Here is an 18,155-nt window from a genome sequence, read left to right on the forward strand (position 1 = left end):
TGGGCCGTGGCCGGCCGGCGGGCAACCCGGCGAGGCGTGGCCGGCCGGCGGGCAACCCGGCGGGCCGTGGCCGGCGGGCGGGCAGCCGGGTGGGCCCGCGGGCGGTTCCCGGCCCGGCGTCGGGCGGCGCCTCGGGCAGGCGCCCCCGCTGGCGTTCGTCGCGGCGGGCACGGTGGTGCTGCTCCTGCTCACCCTCGCGGCCTACGCGATCGCCTCGTCCTTCGGCAACGACGACGACCCCGGCTCCAACGCCGGCGCCCCCACCCCCACGGCCACCAGCGCGTCCCCCAGTGCCTCGCCGAGCGCGTCGCCGAGCGCGAGCCCACCCGCCGGTCTCTCGTCCGAGGAGCAGGCCCTCTGGTCGACGCTGAGCGGCCGCGGCATCACCAAAGCCGGCTGCCGCTCGGGCCCCGCCCCCGACGGCGTCGACGTCGAGGCCACGCTCGTGTGCGACACGGTCGGCGCCGTCCAGACCCAGGTCAGGTACTTCAAGTTCGCGGGCTTCCGCGACTACCGGGACCACTTCGACGCCGTGAACGACTACTCGGGCGACGACGACCCGAACCACGACTGCAGCACCGTCGGCAACGAGGGCTACGGAAGCTGGAACTCGACCGGCCTGGCCGCCTGCTACTACACCGACAACAGCACCTGGTGGATCACCTGGGGCGACCGCACCTCCCTGGTCGCCGCGGAGATCCAGGACGGCGACACCTCCGGCGTGGCCGACTGGTGGCGCCAGAACAACGCCCTGACCGCCTGACCGCCTGACCGCCTGACCCCGGCCCGGTCGACGCGGGCGGTTCGAAGCCAGGCCCGGGGGCCGGTCCGGGGGCGCTCGCGCGGGACGGTCTCAGAGCTCAGCGCGCCGGCCTGGGTGCAGGTCGGCCCGCGAACCGGAACGGGACCGCTTGTTGCGGCCCGGTCGGAGGTGGGCCGGGCCGGATGCAGACCGATCGCTTCGAGCCGAACGCAGGTCAGCCACCGTGGCCCGGACGATGGGCAACCCACGCGCGCTGAACCGAGACCAGGCGCCACGCACTGAACCGAGACCAGACGCCACACGCTGAACCGAGACCAGGCGCCGCGCACTGAACCGAGACGGGGCGCCGCGCGCTGAACCGAGACCAGACGCCGCGCGCTGAACCGAGACGGGGCGCCGCGCGCTAAACCGAGACCAGGCGCCACGCTGGATGTCGCCCGCCGCGGACCGGATTGCCGAACGGCACCGGGGGCCGGCCGGAGATCAGGCCGTGGGCCGATCGAAGGTCTGCCGCCGCGGACCCGTGGACGGCCGCTGGAAGCCGACCGGTGAGCACGACCGTGCTGTCCCCGGGGGGGCGATGGCGACGGCCCCCGCCAGCGTTCCGGCGTGCACTCGGCCGCGGGCGGTCGGCAGCGGGCCGCGGAGCGGAAGCGGGCCCCGGAGCGGAAGCGTGGATGCGGCCGGGAGAGCGGTCAGCTGCCACTCCCCCGCCGCCGGGCCGCCAGGACGCCTGGAGCGCATCCCACCGCGGGCCGGTCTCAGAGGTCAGCCGGCACAGGTCAGTCGAAGGTCAGCACGTGACCCGGGCGAAGGTCGGCAGACGATCCGCCGAAGGTCGGTCCACGACCTGGGCCCAAGCCGGTCGGCGGCGCGAACGCACGAGCCCCACCGGGCCAGACCCACAAGCCCCACCGGGCCGGACGCACGAGGCCTGCGGCGCGAGCGAAGACCGGCCCCGTTGAGCTGGGGTCGCAGGTGGCCGCCGCAGGGCGGTGGAGACGGCCGGGGAGCCGACCGCACCGGCGTGAGCACGCCCGTGCTGGGCCCCGCGCGGTGGCGATGGGGCCGACCGACCGTCCGGTGTGCACGCGGCCGGTGATGGCCGGAGCAGTCGGCCGCAGAATGTGCGCCTCACTGCGGCCGTGGAACGGGGTCGGGCGCGCTCCCCGCCGCCACCACTCGGCAGCGCCCGGGGCGCGCGGCGGGCAAGCCATCGACGAGCAGGAGCGTCGCCACCGCCGGTGGGACCCCGACCCCCTCGCGCGTGCACCACGTTCAGCGTGGCCGCGAGCGCTCACGCCACCAACGGCACGTCCAGCGGGAGGTGGACGCTGATCTGGGTGCCGGTGGGTGAGCTGTCGATCGCGGCCCAGCCGGAGAGGACCCGGGCGCGGTCGACGATGCCGGCCAGGCCGCCGCCGGCCTTCGTGGCGGCGCCGCCCGGGCCGTCGTCGACGACGAAGCCGGAGGCCCAGCCGTCGGAGACGGCCACCCGGACGGTGACGGACGCGCCGCGCGCGTACTTGGCGACGTTGGTCAGGCCCTCGCAGAGAGCGAAGTACAGCGTGGCCTCGACCGCGGGCGGGAGCCGCTCGGGGTGGACCTCGACCGTCGCGGTGAGCCCGAGCCGCGCCACCACCGCCTCCAGCGCCGGGCCCAGGCCGCGTTCGGCCAGCGCGGCCGGGAGCAGCCCGCGCGCGAGGGCCTCCAGCTCGCCGACCGTGGCCAGCACCTCGCGGCGGCACTCGCCGGCGAAACGCAGGACGGCCGGGTCGGACGTGTGGTCGGTGAGCCCGTGCAGCTGGCGCTCGAGCAGGCCGAGGCGGTGCTGGGCGCCGTCGACGAGTTCCTGCTCGAGCCGCTGACGCTCGGCGAGCTCACGCTCGGCCAGACGCTCCTGGGCCGCGAGCACCTGCGCGAGGTTGGCGCTCGCCGCGGCTTGGAGCTGGGCGGTGAGCAGCGCCGGGCTGCCGGCCCGCAGCACCGCGTCGACGAGCAGCGGCCGGTCGCGCAGGGCCGCGTCGACCTCGACGACGGCGAGCGGGTGCTGGTGCCCGTCGACCGCGATGCGCCAGCGCCGGTCGTCGGGGGACGCCGACGGCACGGCGGGCAGGCCGCGCACGTCGACCCAGCCGTTCTCGGCCGGGGCCCAGAAGTACAGGCGCAGCGACCGGTCGCGCAGCGCCTCGGCGAGCGCGACGCGCACGGTGGCGACCGACGTGCCGGACGAGGTGATGCGCACGACGCGGTGCGGCGCGCTCAGCTCCCACCAGCGGTCGCGCAGCGCGCCGGAGACCAGGGCGGTGGAGACGACGAGCGCGATGACGCCCTGGTTGAAGTAGAACGCCTGCAGCTCCGACCGGGTGGTCCAGGCACTGGTCTTGACGGCGGCCTGCACCGAGCTGAACAGGACGAGCGCCGCCGCGGCCAGCAGCACCGGCACCGCGATGCGCCGGTCGAGGTGGGACAGCCAGCGGGCGCGCACCCAGAGCAGCGCGGTGAACCACGCGGCCAGCACCACCTGGGCCGCGGCGAGGACCCGGATCCACGCGCCGAACACGGCCCGGTCGGCGAAGACACCGGGCCAGGAGACCGTCGTGGGCAGACCGAGCCACTGCGGTTGCGACACCAGCAGCAGCACGACACCACCCCCCAGCATGACCACCGCCGCGCCCGCGACGAACGCCCGGTACCGACCGGCCACCAGTACACCGGTGGGGTACGACAGAATCGCGGCGCCGGCCAGCACCCAGAAGAGGCCCTGGCAGAGATAGGACACCGCCGGCCCGGGGCCGCGGTCGAAGGAGACGAGCCAGGCGAACGGCCAGCAGAACCCGGCCGCGAGCAGGAGCCGCCCGGTGAACAGGCGACGTGGGCCGCCGGTGGCGAGCAGGGCACCGGCGGCGGCGAACCCGGCGCACGCGAGACCGGCCACCAGGCCGCGGAGCGGATGGGACTGCCAGTAGGGCGCGCCGGTGGCCGCGACCAGGCAGCCGGAGAGGAGCGCGCAGAGCAGCACCCGGACGATCTGGTCGCGCGACACTCGCGCATGGTACGGACGTCACCGGCCGGGCGCTGTCCCCCGTTCGGTGGGTCACCCGGGGAGCAGGTGCTCGAGCTGCCCCACCTCCTCGATGTTGTGGCGCACCCAGGCGCGCACCATCTCGTCCGGGAAACGGCGCCGCAGCACGCGGTTGACCACCGGCAACGCCCGGGCGCCGAGGTCGAGGACGCTGACGTAGTGGGTGCGGTCGCGCCCCGGCGACCAGGTGTGTTCGAGCTGGAGGACGATGACCCCCGCCACCCGCTGGACGAGGCGGATCCCGGTCTCGTCGAGCTTCTCGACCCGGTCGACGACGTCGACGCGCCACTCGGGTCGCCCGGCGAACTGTTCGACGATGCGGAAGCGCGCGCCCTCGGCCGCGCCGCCGCCGGGTGCCGGGCGGGCCAGCTCCCACCGGATGTGGTCGATCGGGTGCCAGGCCAGGTAGCGGGGCACGGTCCGGCCGCCGTACTCGATCGTGCCGTCCAGTCCGGAGAACCAGCCGAGCAGGTCGGACGGGGTGACGTTCGCGAGCGGCCGGTGATCGATCGTCACCCGCCGCCGCCCGCGCGGCAGGCGCGTGTAGGTGACGGTCGCGGTGTCGACGGTGCGGAACTCAGGCACGAGCTTCATGAGACGGTAAGATACGGTCAAGTTTCTTATCGGGGTGGTGGGATGTCGGGTTCACGACGGCGCGGTGCGGCGCTGGAGACCGCGATCGTCGACGCGGTGCTGCGCGTCGTGGTGCGGAACGGGGTACCCGCGGTCACGATGGAGGCGGTCGCGGCCGAGGCCGGCACGAGCAAACCGGTGCTCTACCGCCGCTGGCCCGACCGCGGCGCGCTGCTGCGTCACGCGCTGCTGCGCCAGGCCACCCGGAGCGTCCCGGTCGCCGACACCGGCAGCTACCGCGGCGACATGCTGGCCGTGCTCCGCGGCTGGGCCGCGCTCTTCACCGGGCCGGAAGGGCCGGCCGTCGCCGCGATCGTCCGCGCGATGGCCGACGATCCGCAGCTGGCCGACGCGTTCCGGGACGGGGTGATCGGCTGGCGCAAGTCCGAGATGGCCACCCTGCTGGAGCGCGGGATCGCGCGCGGCGACGTACGGCCCGACGTGCCCGTCGACCTCCTGCGCGAACTCGGCCAGTCCGTTCTCTGGCACCGGTTCCTGATCACCGGCGACCCGCTCGACGACGACGTCCTCGTGCGCATCGTGGACGAGGTCCTGGTACCGCTCGCTCGTCAGGTGACCCCCGGCTTCTAGCCTCCGGTGGCGTGTCACTCGCGTTCCCTCTCCCCCGGCGACGGTTCCTGGCCGCCGGCGCCGCCGGGCTGCTCGTCCCGGTGTTGCTGGCGGCCGACGGTGACGCGGTACGGGTGCGGTCGGCGCGACCGGTCCGGGTCCCCACCGGCGCGTTCACGCTCGGGGTGGCGTCCGGGGACCCGCTGCCCGACGGCGTCGTGCTCTGGACCCGGCTGGCTCCGCGCCCGACCGACGGCGGCGGGATGCCACCGGAGCCGGTCGAGGTGCGCTGGGAGGTGGCCACCGACGAGCGGTTCCGCCACGTCGAGCGCCACGGCACCGCGGTGGCGCGGCCGAGCCGGGCGCACGCGGTCCACGTCGACGCCCGCGGACTGCGCCCGGGGCGCGAGTACTACTACCGCTTCCGCGTCGGCACCGAGGCCTCACCGGTCGGCCGCACCCGCACCGCGCCGGCCCCGGACGCACGGCCGGCCCGGCTCCGCTTCGCGACCGCGTCGTGCCAGAACTGGCAGGACGGTTTCTACACCGCGTACCGCGGGATGGCCGAGGAGGACGTGGACTTCGTCGCGTTCCTCGGCGACTACATCTACGAGGTGGGGCCGGGCGCCGACCGGCTGCGTGACCACACCGGGAGCGGGCAGACGTACACGCTCACCGACTACCGCAACCGCCACGCGCAGTACCGCACCGACGCCGACCTGGCCCGCATGCACGCGGCCGCGCCGTGGATCATGACGATCGACGACCACGACGTGGACGACAACTGGACCGGCGACCACCCGGCCGACCCGGGCGTGCGCGAGCCGGTGTCGTTCCCGGCCCGGAAAGCCGCCGCGCTCCGCGCGTTCGTCGAGCACATGCCGGTCCGGGTGGGGCCGGGGTTCCGGCTCTACCGCCGGTTCCGCTTCGGGCGGCTGGCGACGCTGCACGCCGTCGACACGCGTCAGTACCGGTCCCGGCACCCACGGACGCGACGCGAGGCCAACGACCCCGGCCGGACGATGACCGGGCCCGCGCAGGAGCGCTGGCTGGTGCGTGGCCTGGCCGGGTCGTCGAGCGCCTGGAACCTGGTGGCCAACCAGGTGATGATCGCCGCGGCCGGGTACCCGGGCACCCGCCTCGGGTTCGACGGCTGGAACGGCTACCGCGCCCAGCGTCACCGGCTGCTGGAGTTCCTCGGCACCGGCGCCGTCTCCAACCCGGTCGTGCTCAGCGGCGACCAGCACGCCACGCTCGCCTGCGACCTGCGCCCGGACTTCGACTCCCCCACCTCGCCGGTCGTCGCCGCGGAGCTGGTCGGCACGTCGATCACGTCCGGCGGGGACGCCGACGTGGCGGCCTTCCAGCGCGAGCACGCGGCCGAACGGGCCGCCAACCCGCACTGGAAGTACCTCGACAACCGGCGCGGGTATCTGGTCGGCGAGCTCTCCCCGGGCCGGCTCGACGCCCGGCTGCGGGTGGTGGGCACGGTGCTCAGTCCCGGCGACACCACCGTGACCACCGCCGCCCGGTTCGTGGTCGAAAGTGGACGTCCGGGCGTATCCCTGGATTCACTGGCCGGCTGAGCATTGATCGGTGAGCGTGCGCGTCACGCGCGGTAGTGGCATGCTGACCGGTGATTCCGGGACCGGAATGGGTCGTGTCGTCCGAGCGATGGTGGTAGGTCAATGCAGACGGGCCGGTTCGACCACGCCGCCCTCATCGTCGACTCCGACGACACCGTCGAGCGCCTCCTGGTGCCGGTGCTCCGCCGGCACGCCGCGGCCCGCCAGCACGCGCTGGTCATCGTGAACCCGGAGACCGAACGGGTGCTGCGGGCGCGGCTCGGCGCGGACGCCGGCCGCGTCGAGTGGGGCGTCCCGGACGCGTTCTACGGGCGGCTCGGCTTCGCGTTCGCCGGTTTCCGCCAGTACCTGCAGGCCCAGCACGCGCAGGGGCGCACCGTCCACGTCATCGCCGAGCCCGACGTCGCGACCGACCTCGAGGCGCCGGTGGACCGCGTCGCGGCCTACCTGAGCTACGAGGCGATGTGCAACGACGTGTACGCCGGCTACGGCTGCCCGGTCACCTGCATCTGGGACAGCCGCCGCCACCCGACGCTGGTCATCGAAGGTGTCCGCAGCATCCACGACCACGAGCTGACCGTCGAAGGCCGGCGGGAGAACCGGGCGTTCGTGCCGGCCACCGAGTACCTGCGCGGCCGGGCCGAGGTGGCGATGTCACCGGAGCCCGACGTCAGCGACCTCGACGTCACGGTCACCGGCCTCGGCGAGCTCACCCGCTGCCGGGTGGGGCTGTGGGCCTGGGCGGTGGAGTTCGGGTTCGCCGACGCCGCCGCCGACCAGGTGACGTCCGCGGCGAACGAGGTCGTCACCAACGGCCTGCAGCACGGACGCCCGCCGGTCCGCGTCCGCGCCTGGCACCACGACAAGACGCTGATCGTGCAGATCGACGACGACGGCGGCCGGGCGCTGCCGGTCGACGCGGGGTACCGCCCGCCCGGCGGTCCCGGCGACGGGATCGGGCTGTGGCTCGCCCGCCAGCTCGCGGACGTGCTCCTCACCCGCACCGACGCCGGCCGGACGTCGGTGCGGCTGTACTTCCCGTACGCCGTGACCCACCGGGAACTCGACGTACACGCCTAAGGAGCGACCGACCCGAAGTCCCGGAAGCCGGACGGGTCGTGGCGGCCGATGCTGGCGTGTTCGAACAGGCCCCAGCCGACCTGACCGTCGATCGTGGCGCGGGCCGGGTGGTCGACGACGCCCCACGGCACGCGGCCGGCGTTGGCCGGGTCGCTCATGTCGTAGCGGTCGGCCCGCGACCACTCCCGGCCGTGCCAGGTGCCGTGGGTCCAGTCCGGATCCCCGCCGTACCCGGCGCCGACGTGCAGCGGGATGCCCCCGAGCGACTCGACCTCGACGGTGAGCGGCTTGCCGTCGGGCGTGGTGCAGTGCAGGCGGGCGCCGGTCGGCACCCGGGTGCCGCTGGTGTAGCTGATCTCGATGCGTGGCCAGCCCAGCTGCTCGACCCGCCCGTCCGGGAACACCCGGGTGGCGTCGTTGAGCGTCCGGTAGCCGTCCGGCGTCTCCTGCACGATGACGATCAGTGCGAAGTCGTCGAACCGCAGCGGGACGTAGAGCCACCAGAGGCCCTCGTTCGCGTCGTCGAGCGGGCGCCCGGCCGGGATCGACTCGCCGACCGGCCGGATGCCCCAGGACCGGTCCCGGCTGCCCAGCCAGACGTCCGGGTCGACGTCGAACTCGGTGCCGTCGACGACCAGCCGGCCGCTCCACGTGCCGAGCTGCGCGAACCGGTTCGCGTCGAGCGTCACCCTCGGGCCGCTGTACATCAGGTGCGACTGTTCCAGCACGGCCGGGAACGAACCGTCCCAGGTGAGGTCGAAGCCGACGCCGAGGTCGGTGGCGTCGCAGATCAGGCGGATCCGCTGGAGCGGGTCGACGACCTCCACCCGGTACGGCCCGACCCGCTGGTCGAGCCCGCGGGCCTCCAGCGCGTCGGAGAACTTGACCGAGTAGTGCACGTCGCCCCGGCGGACCAGCGCGAACGCGTCGATCACACCCAGGTGCGGGTACGTGCCCAGGCCGGTGATCAGCGCGATGTCGCCGGTGCGGTCGTGGGCGAGGAAGTAGCTGCGGTCGTAGAAGTGGCGGTCGCTGGTCGCCGCGCGCGCGATCGGCAGCGGGGCCTGATGGATCGGGTACTCGTCGAGCGGCGTCGGTTTCACTCGCTCATCCATTCCGCGCGGCCCTCGATCATCGACCGCAGCAGCGGGTGGAACATGACGTACTCGTCGGGAGTGGGTGGCACGGGATCCTCCCCGAAGTGGATCATCCGGCGTTTGATGCGGCTCATCACGATCGCGTGCCGCAGCGCCGCGTACACGAGGTAGAAGTCGAAGTTCCGCACGGTCTCCCCGGAGGCGGCCTCGTACGTGCCGACGACGTCGGAGACGCGGAACAGGCCGGGGATGCCGGGCGTCCCGAAGATCTCCGCGATGTCTTGGAAGAACCGGTGCAGGAACACCAGCCAGGCCAGGTCGACCTCGCGCGGGCCCACGCCGCACATCTCCCAGTCGAGCACCGCGACCGGCCGGAACCCGTCGAAGATGACGTTGCCCGGGCGGGCGTCGCCCCAGCAGAGCACCGGCTCGCCCGCCTCGTCGGGCCAGTGCGCCTCCAGCCAGTCGAACGTGTCCTCGACGACCGGGATGCGCAGGCCGTCCTCCTGGTGGCTCCACCGGTAGTAGTCGCGCTGGGCGTCGACCATCGTGCGCAGCGGATCGGCGCCGGCCTCCGCCTCGAGCGCGGCCGGGCGCGGGGTGCGGTGGATGCCGGCGAGCGCACGCACGACGCCGTCCTGCAGCGCGCGCTGGTCGTCGGGCGCGGCCTCGAGCAGCCAGCCACCGAAGACGTACGGCGGGTTGTCGGTCGGGATCCGGCCGTCGACGCGTTCCATGACGATGAACGGCGAACCGAGGACGTCGGGTGACTCCTCGAACCAGTACAGCGGCGGCACCGGCACGTCGGTGTGGCGGGCGACGGCGGAGATCACGTCGTACTGGCGCCGCAGGTCGTAGGAGGGGAACACCGGGTAGGCGCTGCTGTCCGGGGGGATCCGGACGACCAGGCCGCGCCGCACCGGCCGACCGTCGGCCAGCCAGGACGCGTCGAGCAGGAGCGAGACGCTGGACAGGCCGTTCTCGGCCGGACGGTGGATCTCCCCGATGTCGGCCCGGCCGCCGGTGACCGTGGTGAGCCAGCCGGTGAGGCGGCGGCGCAGATCGGCCAGGTCGGTGATCGTGGTGGTCATGGTCTTGGGGCCCCGTTCGGGGCCGTCGGACACCGCCATTGGACGCCTCCCGTCATTGGAACGCGTTCTGATTTCGCGGAGAGTAGGCGTGGCCGAGCGCTCGGGTCAAGGGGTCCTGATGCTGGCCAGGGTCCGCTCGACCTCCCAGTAGGCACGCATCAGCTCGATGCGCCCGGACTCGTCGAGCCGGTAGACGCTCACGAGCTCGGTGTCGGCGAGGCTGCCGTCGGCCATCTCGGTGGTGAACGTGGCGACGTTCGCGCAGTGCGGCCCGTTGGCGAACGAGTCGTGGACGGTGAAGTGGAAGCGTTTCACCGGCCCGATCGCCAGATCCCAGAACGCGGCGACGCCCTCGCGGCCGCGGTGGCCCTTGGCCTCGGGGTCGAAGAAGGACGGTCCGACCGGGTCCTCCAGGACCGCGTGGTCGGCGAAGAGCGCGAGCCACTCCTCCTTGGCCTTGCGGCCGACCGCGTCGTAGGAGCGTTGCGACGCCGCCCGGGCCGGGTTCTCCCCGTCGGGCGCGTTCCAGGTGATGAACTCGGAGTCGATCATCTCGGTACTGTAACGCGTTCTAATAGGGGCCATGACGATTCGCCTGGGCTACCAGATTCCGAACTACAGCTACCCCGATACACCGGACGACCGGCTGTTCGACGTGGTGATCGCGCAGGCGCGGGAGGCCGAGGCGTCCGGGTTCGACACCGTGCTGGTGATGGACCACTTCTACCAACTGCCGGGGCTCGGCTCCCCGGACCGGCCGATGCTGGAGTGCTACACCGCGCTCGGCGCGCTGGCCGGCGTGACCTCGACGGTGCAGCTCTCGGCGCTGGTCACCGGCAACACCTACCGCAACCCGCCGATGCTGGCGAAGACCGTGACGACGCTCGACGTCGTGTCGAAGGGGCGCGCGATCCTCGGGATCGGCGCGGGCTGGTTCGAGCGCGAACACGACGACTTCGGGTACGAGTTCGGAACGTTCACCGACCGGTTCGAGAAGCTCGAGGAGTCGCTGACCATCGTCGCGCCGATGCTGCGCGGTGAGGCGCCCTCGTACGCCGGCAAGTGGTACACGGTGAAGAACGCGATGAACAACCCGCGGGTGCGCCCGACGATCCCGATCATGCTCGGCGGCTCCGGTGAGAAGAAGACGTTCCGGCTGGCGGCGCTGTTCGCCGACCACCTGAACGTCATCTGCGCCCGGGAGGACATTCCGCGGAAGGTCGCGGCGCTGCGTCAGCGCTGCGAGGAGGCGGGGCGGGACCCGGCGACGCTGCCGACCAGTTTCCTGGCCTCGGTGGTGGTGGCCGAGAGGTCGGCGGAGCTCGAGACGCTGCTCGACGGGGTGCCGCCGCGGGCGCGGGCGCGGATGATCTGCGGGACGCCGGACGAGGTCGCCGCGGTGGTGCAGAAGGAGATCCTCGACCCGGGCATCACCGGGTTGACGATCAACATGCCGCTGATCGGCCACCGCCCCGGCGCGGTCGCCCTGGCCGCCCGCGCCCTGGCCCCGCTGGTGACGTGACGGTGCGTCGACCGGCCCACGCGCGTCCCGCTCGGCCGCGCGTGCCCGCAGCGGCCGAGCGGCCCTAGTTCGGGGGGAGCTTGACGCTGCGGGCGACCCAGATGATCGCGACGACCTCGACGGCAGCGGCAAGCAGCAACACGACCATGCCCCCACCTTCCCACAGCGGTCGGTCAGATCTCGATCAGGACCTTCCCCACGGCGCCGTTCGCCACCGCCTCGTGGGCGTCGCCGGCCGACGCCAGCGGGTAGCGCAGGATCGGCAGGCCGTGCTCGGTGCCCACCGGCAGCGCCCCGTCGGCCACCGCCCGGGTGATGTCCTCGGCCGCGGCGTCCAGCGCCGGCTGCCCCACGGTGTAGAGCAGCAGGAACTGGTAGCGCACGTTCGCGGCGAAGTGCGCGATGACGTTCAGCGTCACCTCGTCGCCACCGTCGTTGGCGTAGACCGCGACCGACCCGTGGTTGGCCAGCACCGCCTGGTTGAGCGTCGCGTTGCGCGCCGGCGACACCTCCACGACCTGGTCGACGCCGCCGGGAGCGAGCCGCCGGATCTCGGCGGCCGCGTCCTGTTCCCGGTAGTTGACGACGTGGTGCGCGCCGGCCGCGGTGGCCAGCGCCGCCTTCTCCGGGCCGCTGATCGTGGTGATCACGGTCGCGCCGGCCCACCGGGCGAGCTGGATCGCCGCGTGCCCGACCGCGCCCGCGCCGCCGGCGACCAGCACGGTCCGGCCGTCCAGCGCCCCCGGGGCCAGGCGGGTCGGACCGTGCTCGGCCACGGTCAGCGCCCGGTGCGCGGTCATCGCCGGCACCCCCAGCGAGGCGCCGAGCTCCAGGCTCGCGCCGTCCGGCAGCCGCACGACGTGCTCCACCGGCTGCACCGTGTACTCGGCCGCCGTCCCGCCGGGCCGCTGGTGGGCCGAGAGGTAGGTCCAGACGGAGTCACCGGGCGCCAGGCCGGACACGCCCGGCCCGACCGCGTCCACCACACCCGACCCGTCCTGGTTCGGCACGATCTCCGGGAACGGCAGGTCGCCGGGGCGGGCCCGCGCCTTCCAGTCGGTGGGGTTCACGCCGGAGAACGCGACCCGGATGCGGACCTCACCCTCGCCCGGCTCCGGAACCGGCCGGTCGACCAGGGCGAGCACTGACGGATCACCGGTCCTGCTGTACACCACGGCTCTCATGACACCTAGTGTGCCCGTGCTCTTGAATGGGGTTCTCGCCACGGCACCTCCGGGAGTGACAATGAAGATCGTCGGGATCCGCCGCACCAGCACGTCGCCGGTCGAGGTGGCCGACCTCTCCGAGGACGGTTCGACGGTGACGGTCCTCGCCGGGCTCGACGACTTCTGGGCCGACGCCGGGACGCTGATCGCGCGCCCGCCGGCGGGTGACCGGCTGGCCCGGGCGGACGTCGAGCTGGTACCGCCGGTGCTGCCGGGCGCGCGGGTGATCTGCATCGGGTTGAACTACCTCAAGCACGTCGCGGAAGGGACGTTCGCCGCGGAGGGCGTGCCGCCGTACCCGACGCTGTTCGCCCGCTGGACCCGGTCGCTCACCGTGGACCGGGCCCCGGTGCCGGTGCCGTCGAACGAGCCGGGGATCGACTGGGAGGGCGAGGTCATGGCCTGGGTCGGGGCGACGCTGACCGACGCCGACCCGGACACGGCGCTCGCGGCCGTCGTCGGCTACTCGGCGTTCAACGACCTCACCGCGCGCACCGCCCAGAAGCTCACGTCGCAGTGGATCCTGGGCAAGAACGGCGACCGGTCCGGGCCGCTCGGGCCGCTGGTGCCGGCCGCCGAGGTCGGTGACCTGCGCGACGGGCTGCGGGTGGTCACCCGGGTCAACGGCGAGACCGTGCAGGACGGGCGCACCGACGAGATGGTCTACACCGTCGGCGACACGCTCGCGCTGATCTCGCACACGTTCACGCTGTACCCCGGTGACCTGCTGGCCACCGGCACGCCCTCGGGCGTCGGCTACGCCCGCGACCCGCAGTGGCTCCTGCACCCCGGCGACGTCGTCGAGGTGGAGGTCGAGCGGATCGGCGTGCTGCGCAACCCGATCGTCGGAAACGACGAACGCCGACCGGCCCCACCCCTAGGCTAGAACACGTTCTATTTCGACGTGGAGGTGCGCATGAGGCACGGGGTGGTGCTGTTCGCCAGCGACCGGGGGATCCGGCCGGCCGACGCGGCGCTGGCCGCCGAGCAGGCCGGGTTCGACGCGTTCTACGTGCCCGAACACACCCACATCCCGGTGCGCCGGGAGGCGCCGCACCCCGGCACCGGCGGCGCCGCCCTGCCCGACGACCGCTACTCGCGCACGCTCGACCCGTGGGTGGCGCTCGCCACCGCCGCCCAGGTCACCACCCGGATCCGGCTCGCGACCGCGGTCGCGCTCCCGGTCGAGTCCGACCCGATCACGCTCGCGAAGACGATCGCCACGCTCGACCACCTCTCCGGCGGGCGGGTCACGCTCGGCGCGGGGTTCGGCTGGAACACCGACGAGCTCGGCGACCACCGGGTCGACTCGCCGCGACGGCGCACCGTGCTGCGTGAGTACGTCGAGGCGATGCGCGCGCTCTGGACCCAGGAGGTCGCCGAGTACCAGGGGGAGTACGTCGCGTTCGGCCCGTCCTGGGCGTACCCGAAGCCGGCCCAGGCCCACGTGCCGCTGATCATCGGGGCCGGTGGGGGCCCGAAGACGTTCGCGTGGATCGCGCGCACCGCGGACGGTTGGATGACCACGCCCACCGAGACCGGTCTGGGCGGGAAGGCCGACGCGCTCCGCGAGGCCTGGTCGGCCGCCGGACGGCCCGGTGAGCCGGAGATCCACGTGCTCGCGACCTCGCGCCCCACGCCCGAGCTGCTCGGCTCCTGGGCCGACGCCGGCGTCACCGACGCGATCTGGGGGCTGCCCGACCGCTCCCCCGACGAGGTCGTCGCCTCGCTCGGACGCACGGCCGAGCGCCTGGGGCTGGCCGCCGCCCGCCCGTAACGCTCAGCTCGCCCCACCACCCGCCGATGAGAGACCGGGGTCTCGAATCGACGGATGGGGTGGCCCGGGTGCGCTGGACGATCAAGCGGAAGCTCGTCGGGATGGGTGCGGTCGCGCTCGTGGGGGTCGCGGCCATGGCCGGGGTGCAGTACTACACCGGTCATCAGTCGAGCGCCGCGCTGACCGAGATCGCCGACAACAACTATCCGTCGGTGCGGCTCGCGCTCGAGATGGAGGTCGCCAAGACCGGCCAGGCCGACGACCTGGCCAGCTACGTGGCCAGCGGGGACACCAAGCACGTCACCGAGTGGCAGGCCGACGAGGCCGAGTACGAGAAGTACCTGGAGCAGTACGCGAAGCTCGACAACACCACCGAGGAGGTCGAGCTCGTCGCGACGCTGCGCGAGCTCGAGACCCGCTACGACGCGGCCGCCCAGCAGGTGACGGCCCTGGTCGAACGGGGCGACCGCACCCGGGCAGCGCAGGTCTCGGACACCACGCTGGGCCCGATCGAGGACGCGATGTTCGCGAGTCTGACCAGGCTCGAGGACATCAACGCCAGTTTCCTCGACCGACAGAACGCCGCGGCGAAGTCGAGCGCACGCACCGCGCTCTGGTTCTCGCTCGGGCTGGCCGCGCTGATCGCCGCGGTCACGCTCGTCGTCTGCGCGCTCGTCGTCCGCTCGATCCTCGCCGCGCTGGCCCGCACGTCGGCCGTGCTCGGCGCGGTCGCGGCCAACGACCTGACGCGCAGCGTCGAGGACGTGGGCGACGACGAGATCGGGGAGATGAACGCGTCGCTGAACACCGCGATGACCTCGGTGCGCAAACTCGTCGGCGCGGCCGGCGAGTCCGCGCACGCGCTGGCCGCCGCGGCCGAGCAGCTGACCGCCTCGGGCGTGCAGATCGCCCACAGCGCCGAGGAGACCTCCGCGCAGGCGCAGGCCGTCGTGCGCGCCGCCGAGCAGGTGGCGATGAACGTGCAGACGGTCGCGGCCGGCTCGGAGGAGATGAGCGCGGCGATCCAGCAGATCTCGGAGAGCGCGAACGAGGCCGCGACCGTCGCCGCCGAGGCCGTGCAGGCCGCCGAGTCGACCAACTCGACGATGCACCAGCTGGGTGACTCGTCGATCGAGATCGGCAACGTGGTCAAGGTGATCACCTCGATCGCCGAGCAGACGAACCTGCTCGCGCTCAACGCCACGATCGAGGCCGCGCGCGCCGGCGAGTCCGGCAAGGGGTTCGCGGTCGTCGCCAACGAGGTCAAGGACCTGGCCCAGGAGACCGCGAAGGCCACCGAGGACATCGCGGCGCGGGTGGAGGCCATCCAGGCCGACAGCCGGACCGCGGTGGGCGCGCTGGACGCGATCCGCGACGTCATCGGCCGGATCAACGACTACCAGGTGACGATCGCGGCGGCCGTCGAGGAGCAGGCCGCGACGACCGGCGAGATGAACCGGAACGTGTCCGGCGCGTCCGAGGGCGTCGGGGAGATCACCGCGAACATCAGCGGGGTCGCCGAGGCCGCCCAGATCACCGGGCAGGGCGTCACCGAGTCGGCACGGGCGACCGCCGACCTGTCCCGGATGAGCAACGACCTCCAGCGGCTCGTCAGCGCGTTCCGTGTCTGACGCTGAGGTCGAGGGTTAGAGGTCCAGCTCCAGGGTGTCGGTTTCGCTGCGCGAGACGCAGCACATCACCGCGGTGCCGTGCTCGGACTCGTCCAGGTACTCGTCGCGGTGGAGGGGCGTGCCGGCCAGCACCGGGGTCCGGCACTCGCCGCAGATGCCCTGGCGGCACAGGTTCGGCACGGCCACGCCCGCGCGCTCCAGCGCGTCGAGCAGGCTGGTTCCGGACGGCACGACGACGTCGCGCCCGGATCGGGCCAGGCGCGCGACGAACTCGGTGCCGGGCTCCAGGTCGGCGGGCACGAAGCGTTCGAGGTGCAGGCGCGGTGGCACCCACCCGGCGTCGGCGGCGTCGGTGAGCACCCGGTCGGTGAGCCCACCCGGGCCGCAGACGTAGAGGTGCGTGCCGAGCGGCTGGGCGGCGAGCGCGTTCCGGGTGACGCGCACGAACTCGGCGCGCCCGGTGACCCGGTGCAGGCGCGGCCCGAGCGTCGCGGCCAGCTCCGCCGCGAACGCTCCGGCGTGCGGCCGGTGCACGTAGATCAGTTCGACGTCGCGGTGTCGGCGCCGGGCCTCGCGGACGTGGGCGACCATCGGGGTGATGCCGATCCCGCCGGCGATCAGCAGGTGCTTGCGTGCGGTGCGGACCGGGGCGAACGCGCTGCGCGGGCGGGACGCGGCGACGCGGTCGCCGGGTCCGAGGCCGTGCAGGTGGGTCGAGCCGCCGCCGCGGCGCAGCACGGCGATCGTGTACTCCCCCGGCGCGGTGCCGTCGTTCGTCAGCGAGTACGCGTTGCGTGCGGGGCCGCACTCGAGCACCAGGTGGCTGCCGGCCGGGTGCGGCGGGAGCGGGCCGGCGTCGGCGGCGGCGAGGGCCAGCTCGCGGATGCCGTCGGCGAGTTCGGTGGTGCGCCGGACGACCAGGTCGAGCACGCTCACGCGGCCGAGCCCAGGTAGGCGGCGTGGACGCGGGAGACGTGGGCGTGCACCACGAGCGTGCGGCCGCACCCGGCGCAGCGCACGTGTTCGTCCGGGCGGACGTCGGCCTCGGTGGTGGCGGTGCAGTGGGCGCAGCGCACCCGGCGGCGCCGGTCGTCGGTCACCAGGACGCGCAGCTCGGCGTCGAGCGCGCCGCCGTCGAGCGCCACCGCGTGCGCACGCAGGACGTCGATCTCCGGGCCGGCCAGCAGGAGACGCCAGCCGACGGTCGCGGTACGGAGCCGCTCGGCGAGCGCGGAGAGCGCGTCGTCGTCGGCCCGGTCGCCGCGCTTGACCCAGAGCGGGCGGCCCAGCGAGCGGCTCCGCTCGCACCAGCCGGCGGCCACCCCGGCGGCGTCCCCGCCGAACGCCATCACCGCGTACGCGCGGCCGCTCCCGTCGATTCCGGGATCGGTCCTCGGCCAGCGCGGCACGCTCGTGTGCGGTGCACCCATCCCCCCAGGGTCCCAGTCGTACGTCAGACGTCCGACGTGAGGAGCCGGAAGAAGCGGCGCCGCCCCACCTTCGCCTCGGCCTCCTCGGTCGCCACCAGCGCCGCCGCGACCGTCTCGGCCACCGGTGCGGGTACCGTCCGGTCGGCCGTCGGCGCCGGGGTCGCCCGGTCGGCCGGCGGGACGCCGGGTACCGGCACGGGCATCGGCGCCGGGGTGGGCACGGAGCCGGGCGCGGGGGCTCCGATGAGCTGGTCGTCGTCGACGTCCGGGGAGCCGTTCATCAGGTGTTCGATGCGCGCCGCCAGCTCACGGGGGCTGAACGGTTTGGCCAGGAAGTCGTCGGCGCCGGAGTTGAAGCTCTCGCCGATGTACTGCGGCTGGCTGTGCGAGGTCACCATGATGACCGGAACCCTGGCGGTCGCCGGGTCCGCCCGGATGAGCCGGACGACGTCGAGGCCGGAGAGCCCCGGCATCTGCATGTCCAGCACCACGACGTCCGGTACCGACCGCTTGACCGCGACGATCGCGGCCGCGCCGTCCTCGGCGGCCGTCACCTGATGACCGGCCCGGGACAGCTTCTGGGTGATCATCGCCCGGATATCGGGGTCGTCCTCCGCGATTACAATCGCCCCCATATACCCCTCCTTTTCCGCTTCATACCGAT

Annotated in this window: 16 protein-coding genes and 1 pseudogene; 8 read left to right on the plus strand and 9 right to left on the minus strand. The window is 73.6% G+C overall.

Annotation, left to right across the window (positions count from 1 at the left end):
• A pseudogene (locus ABD437_RS19525) lies at positions 1–763 on the plus strand (hypothetical protein); the annotation flags it as partial.
• A gap of 1,297 nt (positions 764–2,060) precedes the next feature.
• On the opposite strand, the gene ABD437_RS19530 reads toward ABD437_RS19525, so the two are convergent.
• Positions 2,061–3,809, minus strand: a complete 1,749-nt coding sequence (locus tag ABD437_RS19530; RefSeq protein ID WP_344650304.1) for a sensor histidine kinase — start codon at positions 3,807–3,809, stop codon at positions 2,061–2,063.
• A 51-nt stretch (positions 3,810–3,860) separates the two neighbouring features.
• On the minus strand, positions 3,861–4,442 hold the full coding sequence (locus tag ABD437_RS19535; RefSeq protein WP_344650305.1) for a hypothetical protein: 582 nt from the start codon (positions 4,440–4,442) through the stop codon (positions 3,861–3,863).
• A 42-nt stretch (positions 4,443–4,484) separates the two neighbouring features.
• On the opposite strand from ABD437_RS19535, the gene ABD437_RS19540 reads away from it, so the two are divergent.
• The 3 genes from ABD437_RS19540 (at position 4,485) to ABD437_RS19550 (ending at position 7,717) form a co-directional block, all read left to right on the plus strand.
• A complete protein-coding gene (locus ABD437_RS19540) occupies positions 4,485–5,072 on the plus strand; it encodes a TetR/AcrR family transcriptional regulator (RefSeq protein ID WP_344650306.1) in 588 nt (195 codons plus the stop codon).
• An 11-nt stretch (positions 5,073–5,083) separates the two neighbouring features.
• Complete coding sequence (locus ABD437_RS19545) at positions 5,084–6,637, plus strand: alkaline phosphatase D family protein (RefSeq protein ID WP_344650307.1); 1,554 nt, start codon at positions 5,084–5,086, stop codon at positions 6,635–6,637.
• A 102-nt stretch (positions 6,638–6,739) separates the two neighbouring features.
• The gene (locus ABD437_RS19550; protein ID WP_344650308.1) at positions 6,740–7,717 is read left to right on the plus strand and encodes an MEDS domain-containing protein; all 978 of its coding nucleotides are present in this window, start codon (positions 6,740–6,742) and stop codon (positions 7,715–7,717) included.
• Here the strand turns inward: ABD437_RS19550 and ABD437_RS19555 are convergent.
• The 3 genes from ABD437_RS19555 to ABD437_RS19565 form a co-directional block, all read right to left on the minus strand.
• Positions 7,714–8,820, minus strand: coding sequence for an Rv3169 family protein (locus tag ABD437_RS19555; RefSeq protein WP_344650309.1), 1,107 nt, complete (start codon positions 8,818–8,820; stop codon positions 7,714–7,716). The genes ABD437_RS19550 and ABD437_RS19555 overlap by 4 nt on opposite strands.
• Positions 8,817–9,944: a phosphotransferase family protein gene (locus tag ABD437_RS19560; protein WP_344650310.1), complete on the minus strand. Its 1,128-nt coding sequence runs from the start codon at positions 9,942–9,944 to the stop codon at positions 8,817–8,819. Before ABD437_RS19560 ends, ABD437_RS19555 begins: the two co-directional genes overlap by 4 nt.
• Before the next feature lie 66 nt (positions 9,945–10,010).
• Complete coding sequence (locus ABD437_RS19565) at positions 10,011–10,457, minus strand: nuclear transport factor 2 family protein (RefSeq protein ID WP_344650311.1); 447 nt, start codon at positions 10,455–10,457, stop codon at positions 10,011–10,013.
• 31 nt (positions 10,458–10,488) lie between these two features.
• Here ABD437_RS19565 and ABD437_RS19570 point away from each other — a divergent pair, with 31 nt between their 5' ends.
• The gene (locus tag ABD437_RS19570; protein WP_344650312.1) at positions 10,489–11,427 is read left to right on the plus strand and encodes an LLM class F420-dependent oxidoreductase; all 939 of its coding nucleotides are present in this window, start codon (positions 10,489–10,491) and stop codon (positions 11,425–11,427) included.
• 173 nt (positions 11,428–11,600) lie between these two features.
• Here ABD437_RS19570 and ABD437_RS19575 read toward each other — a convergent pair whose 3' ends face one another.
• Positions 11,601–12,611, minus strand: coding sequence for an NADPH:quinone reductase (locus ABD437_RS19575; RefSeq protein ID WP_344650313.1), 1,011 nt, complete (start codon positions 12,609–12,611; stop codon positions 11,601–11,603).
• A 61-nt stretch (positions 12,612–12,672) separates the two neighbouring features.
• Between ABD437_RS19575 and ABD437_RS19580 the strand changes: the two genes are divergently transcribed.
• From ABD437_RS19580 to ABD437_RS19590, 3 genes are read left to right on the plus strand one after another with little or no spacing between them, the layout of a single operon-like run.
• Positions 12,673–13,539, plus strand: a complete 867-nt coding sequence (locus ABD437_RS19580; RefSeq protein WP_344650314.1) for a fumarylacetoacetate hydrolase family protein — start codon at positions 12,673–12,675, stop codon at positions 13,537–13,539.
• A gap of 30 nt (positions 13,540–13,569) precedes the next feature.
• Complete coding sequence (locus ABD437_RS19585; protein WP_344650315.1) at positions 13,570–14,430, plus strand: LLM class F420-dependent oxidoreductase; 861 nt, start codon at positions 13,570–13,572, stop codon at positions 14,428–14,430.
• Between the two features lie 26 nt (positions 14,431–14,456).
• A complete protein-coding gene (locus tag ABD437_RS19590; RefSeq protein WP_344650316.1) occupies positions 14,457–16,061 on the plus strand; it encodes a methyl-accepting chemotaxis protein in 1,605 nt (534 codons plus the stop codon).
• Positions 16,062–16,076: 15 nt separating this feature from the next.
• Here the strand turns inward: ABD437_RS19590 and ABD437_RS19595 are convergent, their stop codons facing one another.
• The 3 genes from ABD437_RS19595 to ABD437_RS19605 are packed head-to-tail and all read right to left on the minus strand — an operon-like array spanning position 16,077 to position 18,126.
• Positions 16,077–16,997, minus strand: a complete 921-nt coding sequence (locus ABD437_RS19595; protein ID WP_344650317.1) for a PDR/VanB family oxidoreductase — start codon at positions 16,995–16,997, stop codon at positions 16,077–16,079.
• Entirely contained in the window at positions 16,994–17,491 is a 498-nt protein-coding gene (locus ABD437_RS19600; protein ID WP_344650318.1) for a dimethylamine monooxygenase subunit DmmA family protein, read from the minus strand. Before ABD437_RS19600 ends, ABD437_RS19595 begins: the two co-directional genes overlap by 4 nt.
• Positions 17,492–17,514: 23 nt before the next feature.
• Entirely contained in the window at positions 17,515–18,126 is a 612-nt protein-coding gene (locus ABD437_RS19605; protein ID WP_344650319.1) for a response regulator transcription factor, read from the minus strand.
• Between the last annotated feature and the right edge of the window lie 29 nt (positions 18,127–18,155).

This window comes from Cryptosporangium japonicum, assembly GCF_039524755.1.
Lineage (GTDB): Bacteria > Actinomycetota > Actinomycetes > Mycobacteriales > Cryptosporangiaceae > Cryptosporangium > Cryptosporangium japonicum.

What these genes read in the sequence shown, in the direction of transcription:
- ABD437_RS19575 (WP_344650313.1), bottom strand. Translation starts at nt 12,611, where the DNA reads ATGAGAGCCGTGGTGTACAGCAGGACCGGTGATCCGTCAGTGCTCGCC.
- ABD437_RS19600 (WP_344650318.1), bottom strand. Translation starts at nt 17,491, where the DNA reads ATGGGTGCACCGCACACGAGCGTGCCGCGCTGGCCGAGGACCGATCCC.
- ABD437_RS19550 (WP_344650308.1), top strand. Translation starts at nt 6,740, where the DNA reads ATGCAGACGGGCCGGTTCGACCACGCCGCCCTCATCGTCGACTCCGAC.
- ABD437_RS19570 (WP_344650312.1), top strand. Translation starts at nt 10,489, where the DNA reads ATGACGATTCGCCTGGGCTACCAGATTCCGAACTACAGCTACCCCGAT.
- ABD437_RS19580 (WP_344650314.1), top strand. Translation starts at nt 12,673, where the DNA reads ATGAAGATCGTCGGGATCCGCCGCACCAGCACGTCGCCGGTCGAGGTG.
- ABD437_RS19605 (WP_344650319.1), bottom strand. Translation starts at nt 18,126, where the DNA reads ATGGGGGCGATTGTAATCGCGGAGGACGACCCCGATATCCGGGCGATG.
- ABD437_RS19560 (WP_344650310.1), bottom strand. Translation starts at nt 9,944, where the DNA reads ATGGCGGTGTCCGACGGCCCCGAACGGGGCCCCAAGACCATGACCACC.
- ABD437_RS19585 (WP_344650315.1), top strand. Translation starts at nt 13,570, where the DNA reads ATGAGGCACGGGGTGGTGCTGTTCGCCAGCGACCGGGGGATCCGGCCG.
- ABD437_RS19540 (WP_344650306.1), top strand. Translation starts at nt 4,485, where the DNA reads ATGTCGGGTTCACGACGGCGCGGTGCGGCGCTGGAGACCGCGATCGTC.
- ABD437_RS19535 (WP_344650305.1), bottom strand. Translation starts at nt 4,442, where the DNA reads ATGAAGCTCGTGCCTGAGTTCCGCACCGTCGACACCGCGACCGTCACC.
- ABD437_RS19590 (WP_344650316.1), top strand. Translation starts at nt 14,457, where the DNA reads ATGAGAGACCGGGGTCTCGAATCGACGGATGGGGTGGCCCGGGTGCGC.
- ABD437_RS19565 (WP_344650311.1), bottom strand. Translation starts at nt 10,457, where the DNA reads ATGATCGACTCCGAGTTCATCACCTGGAACGCGCCCGACGGGGAGAAC.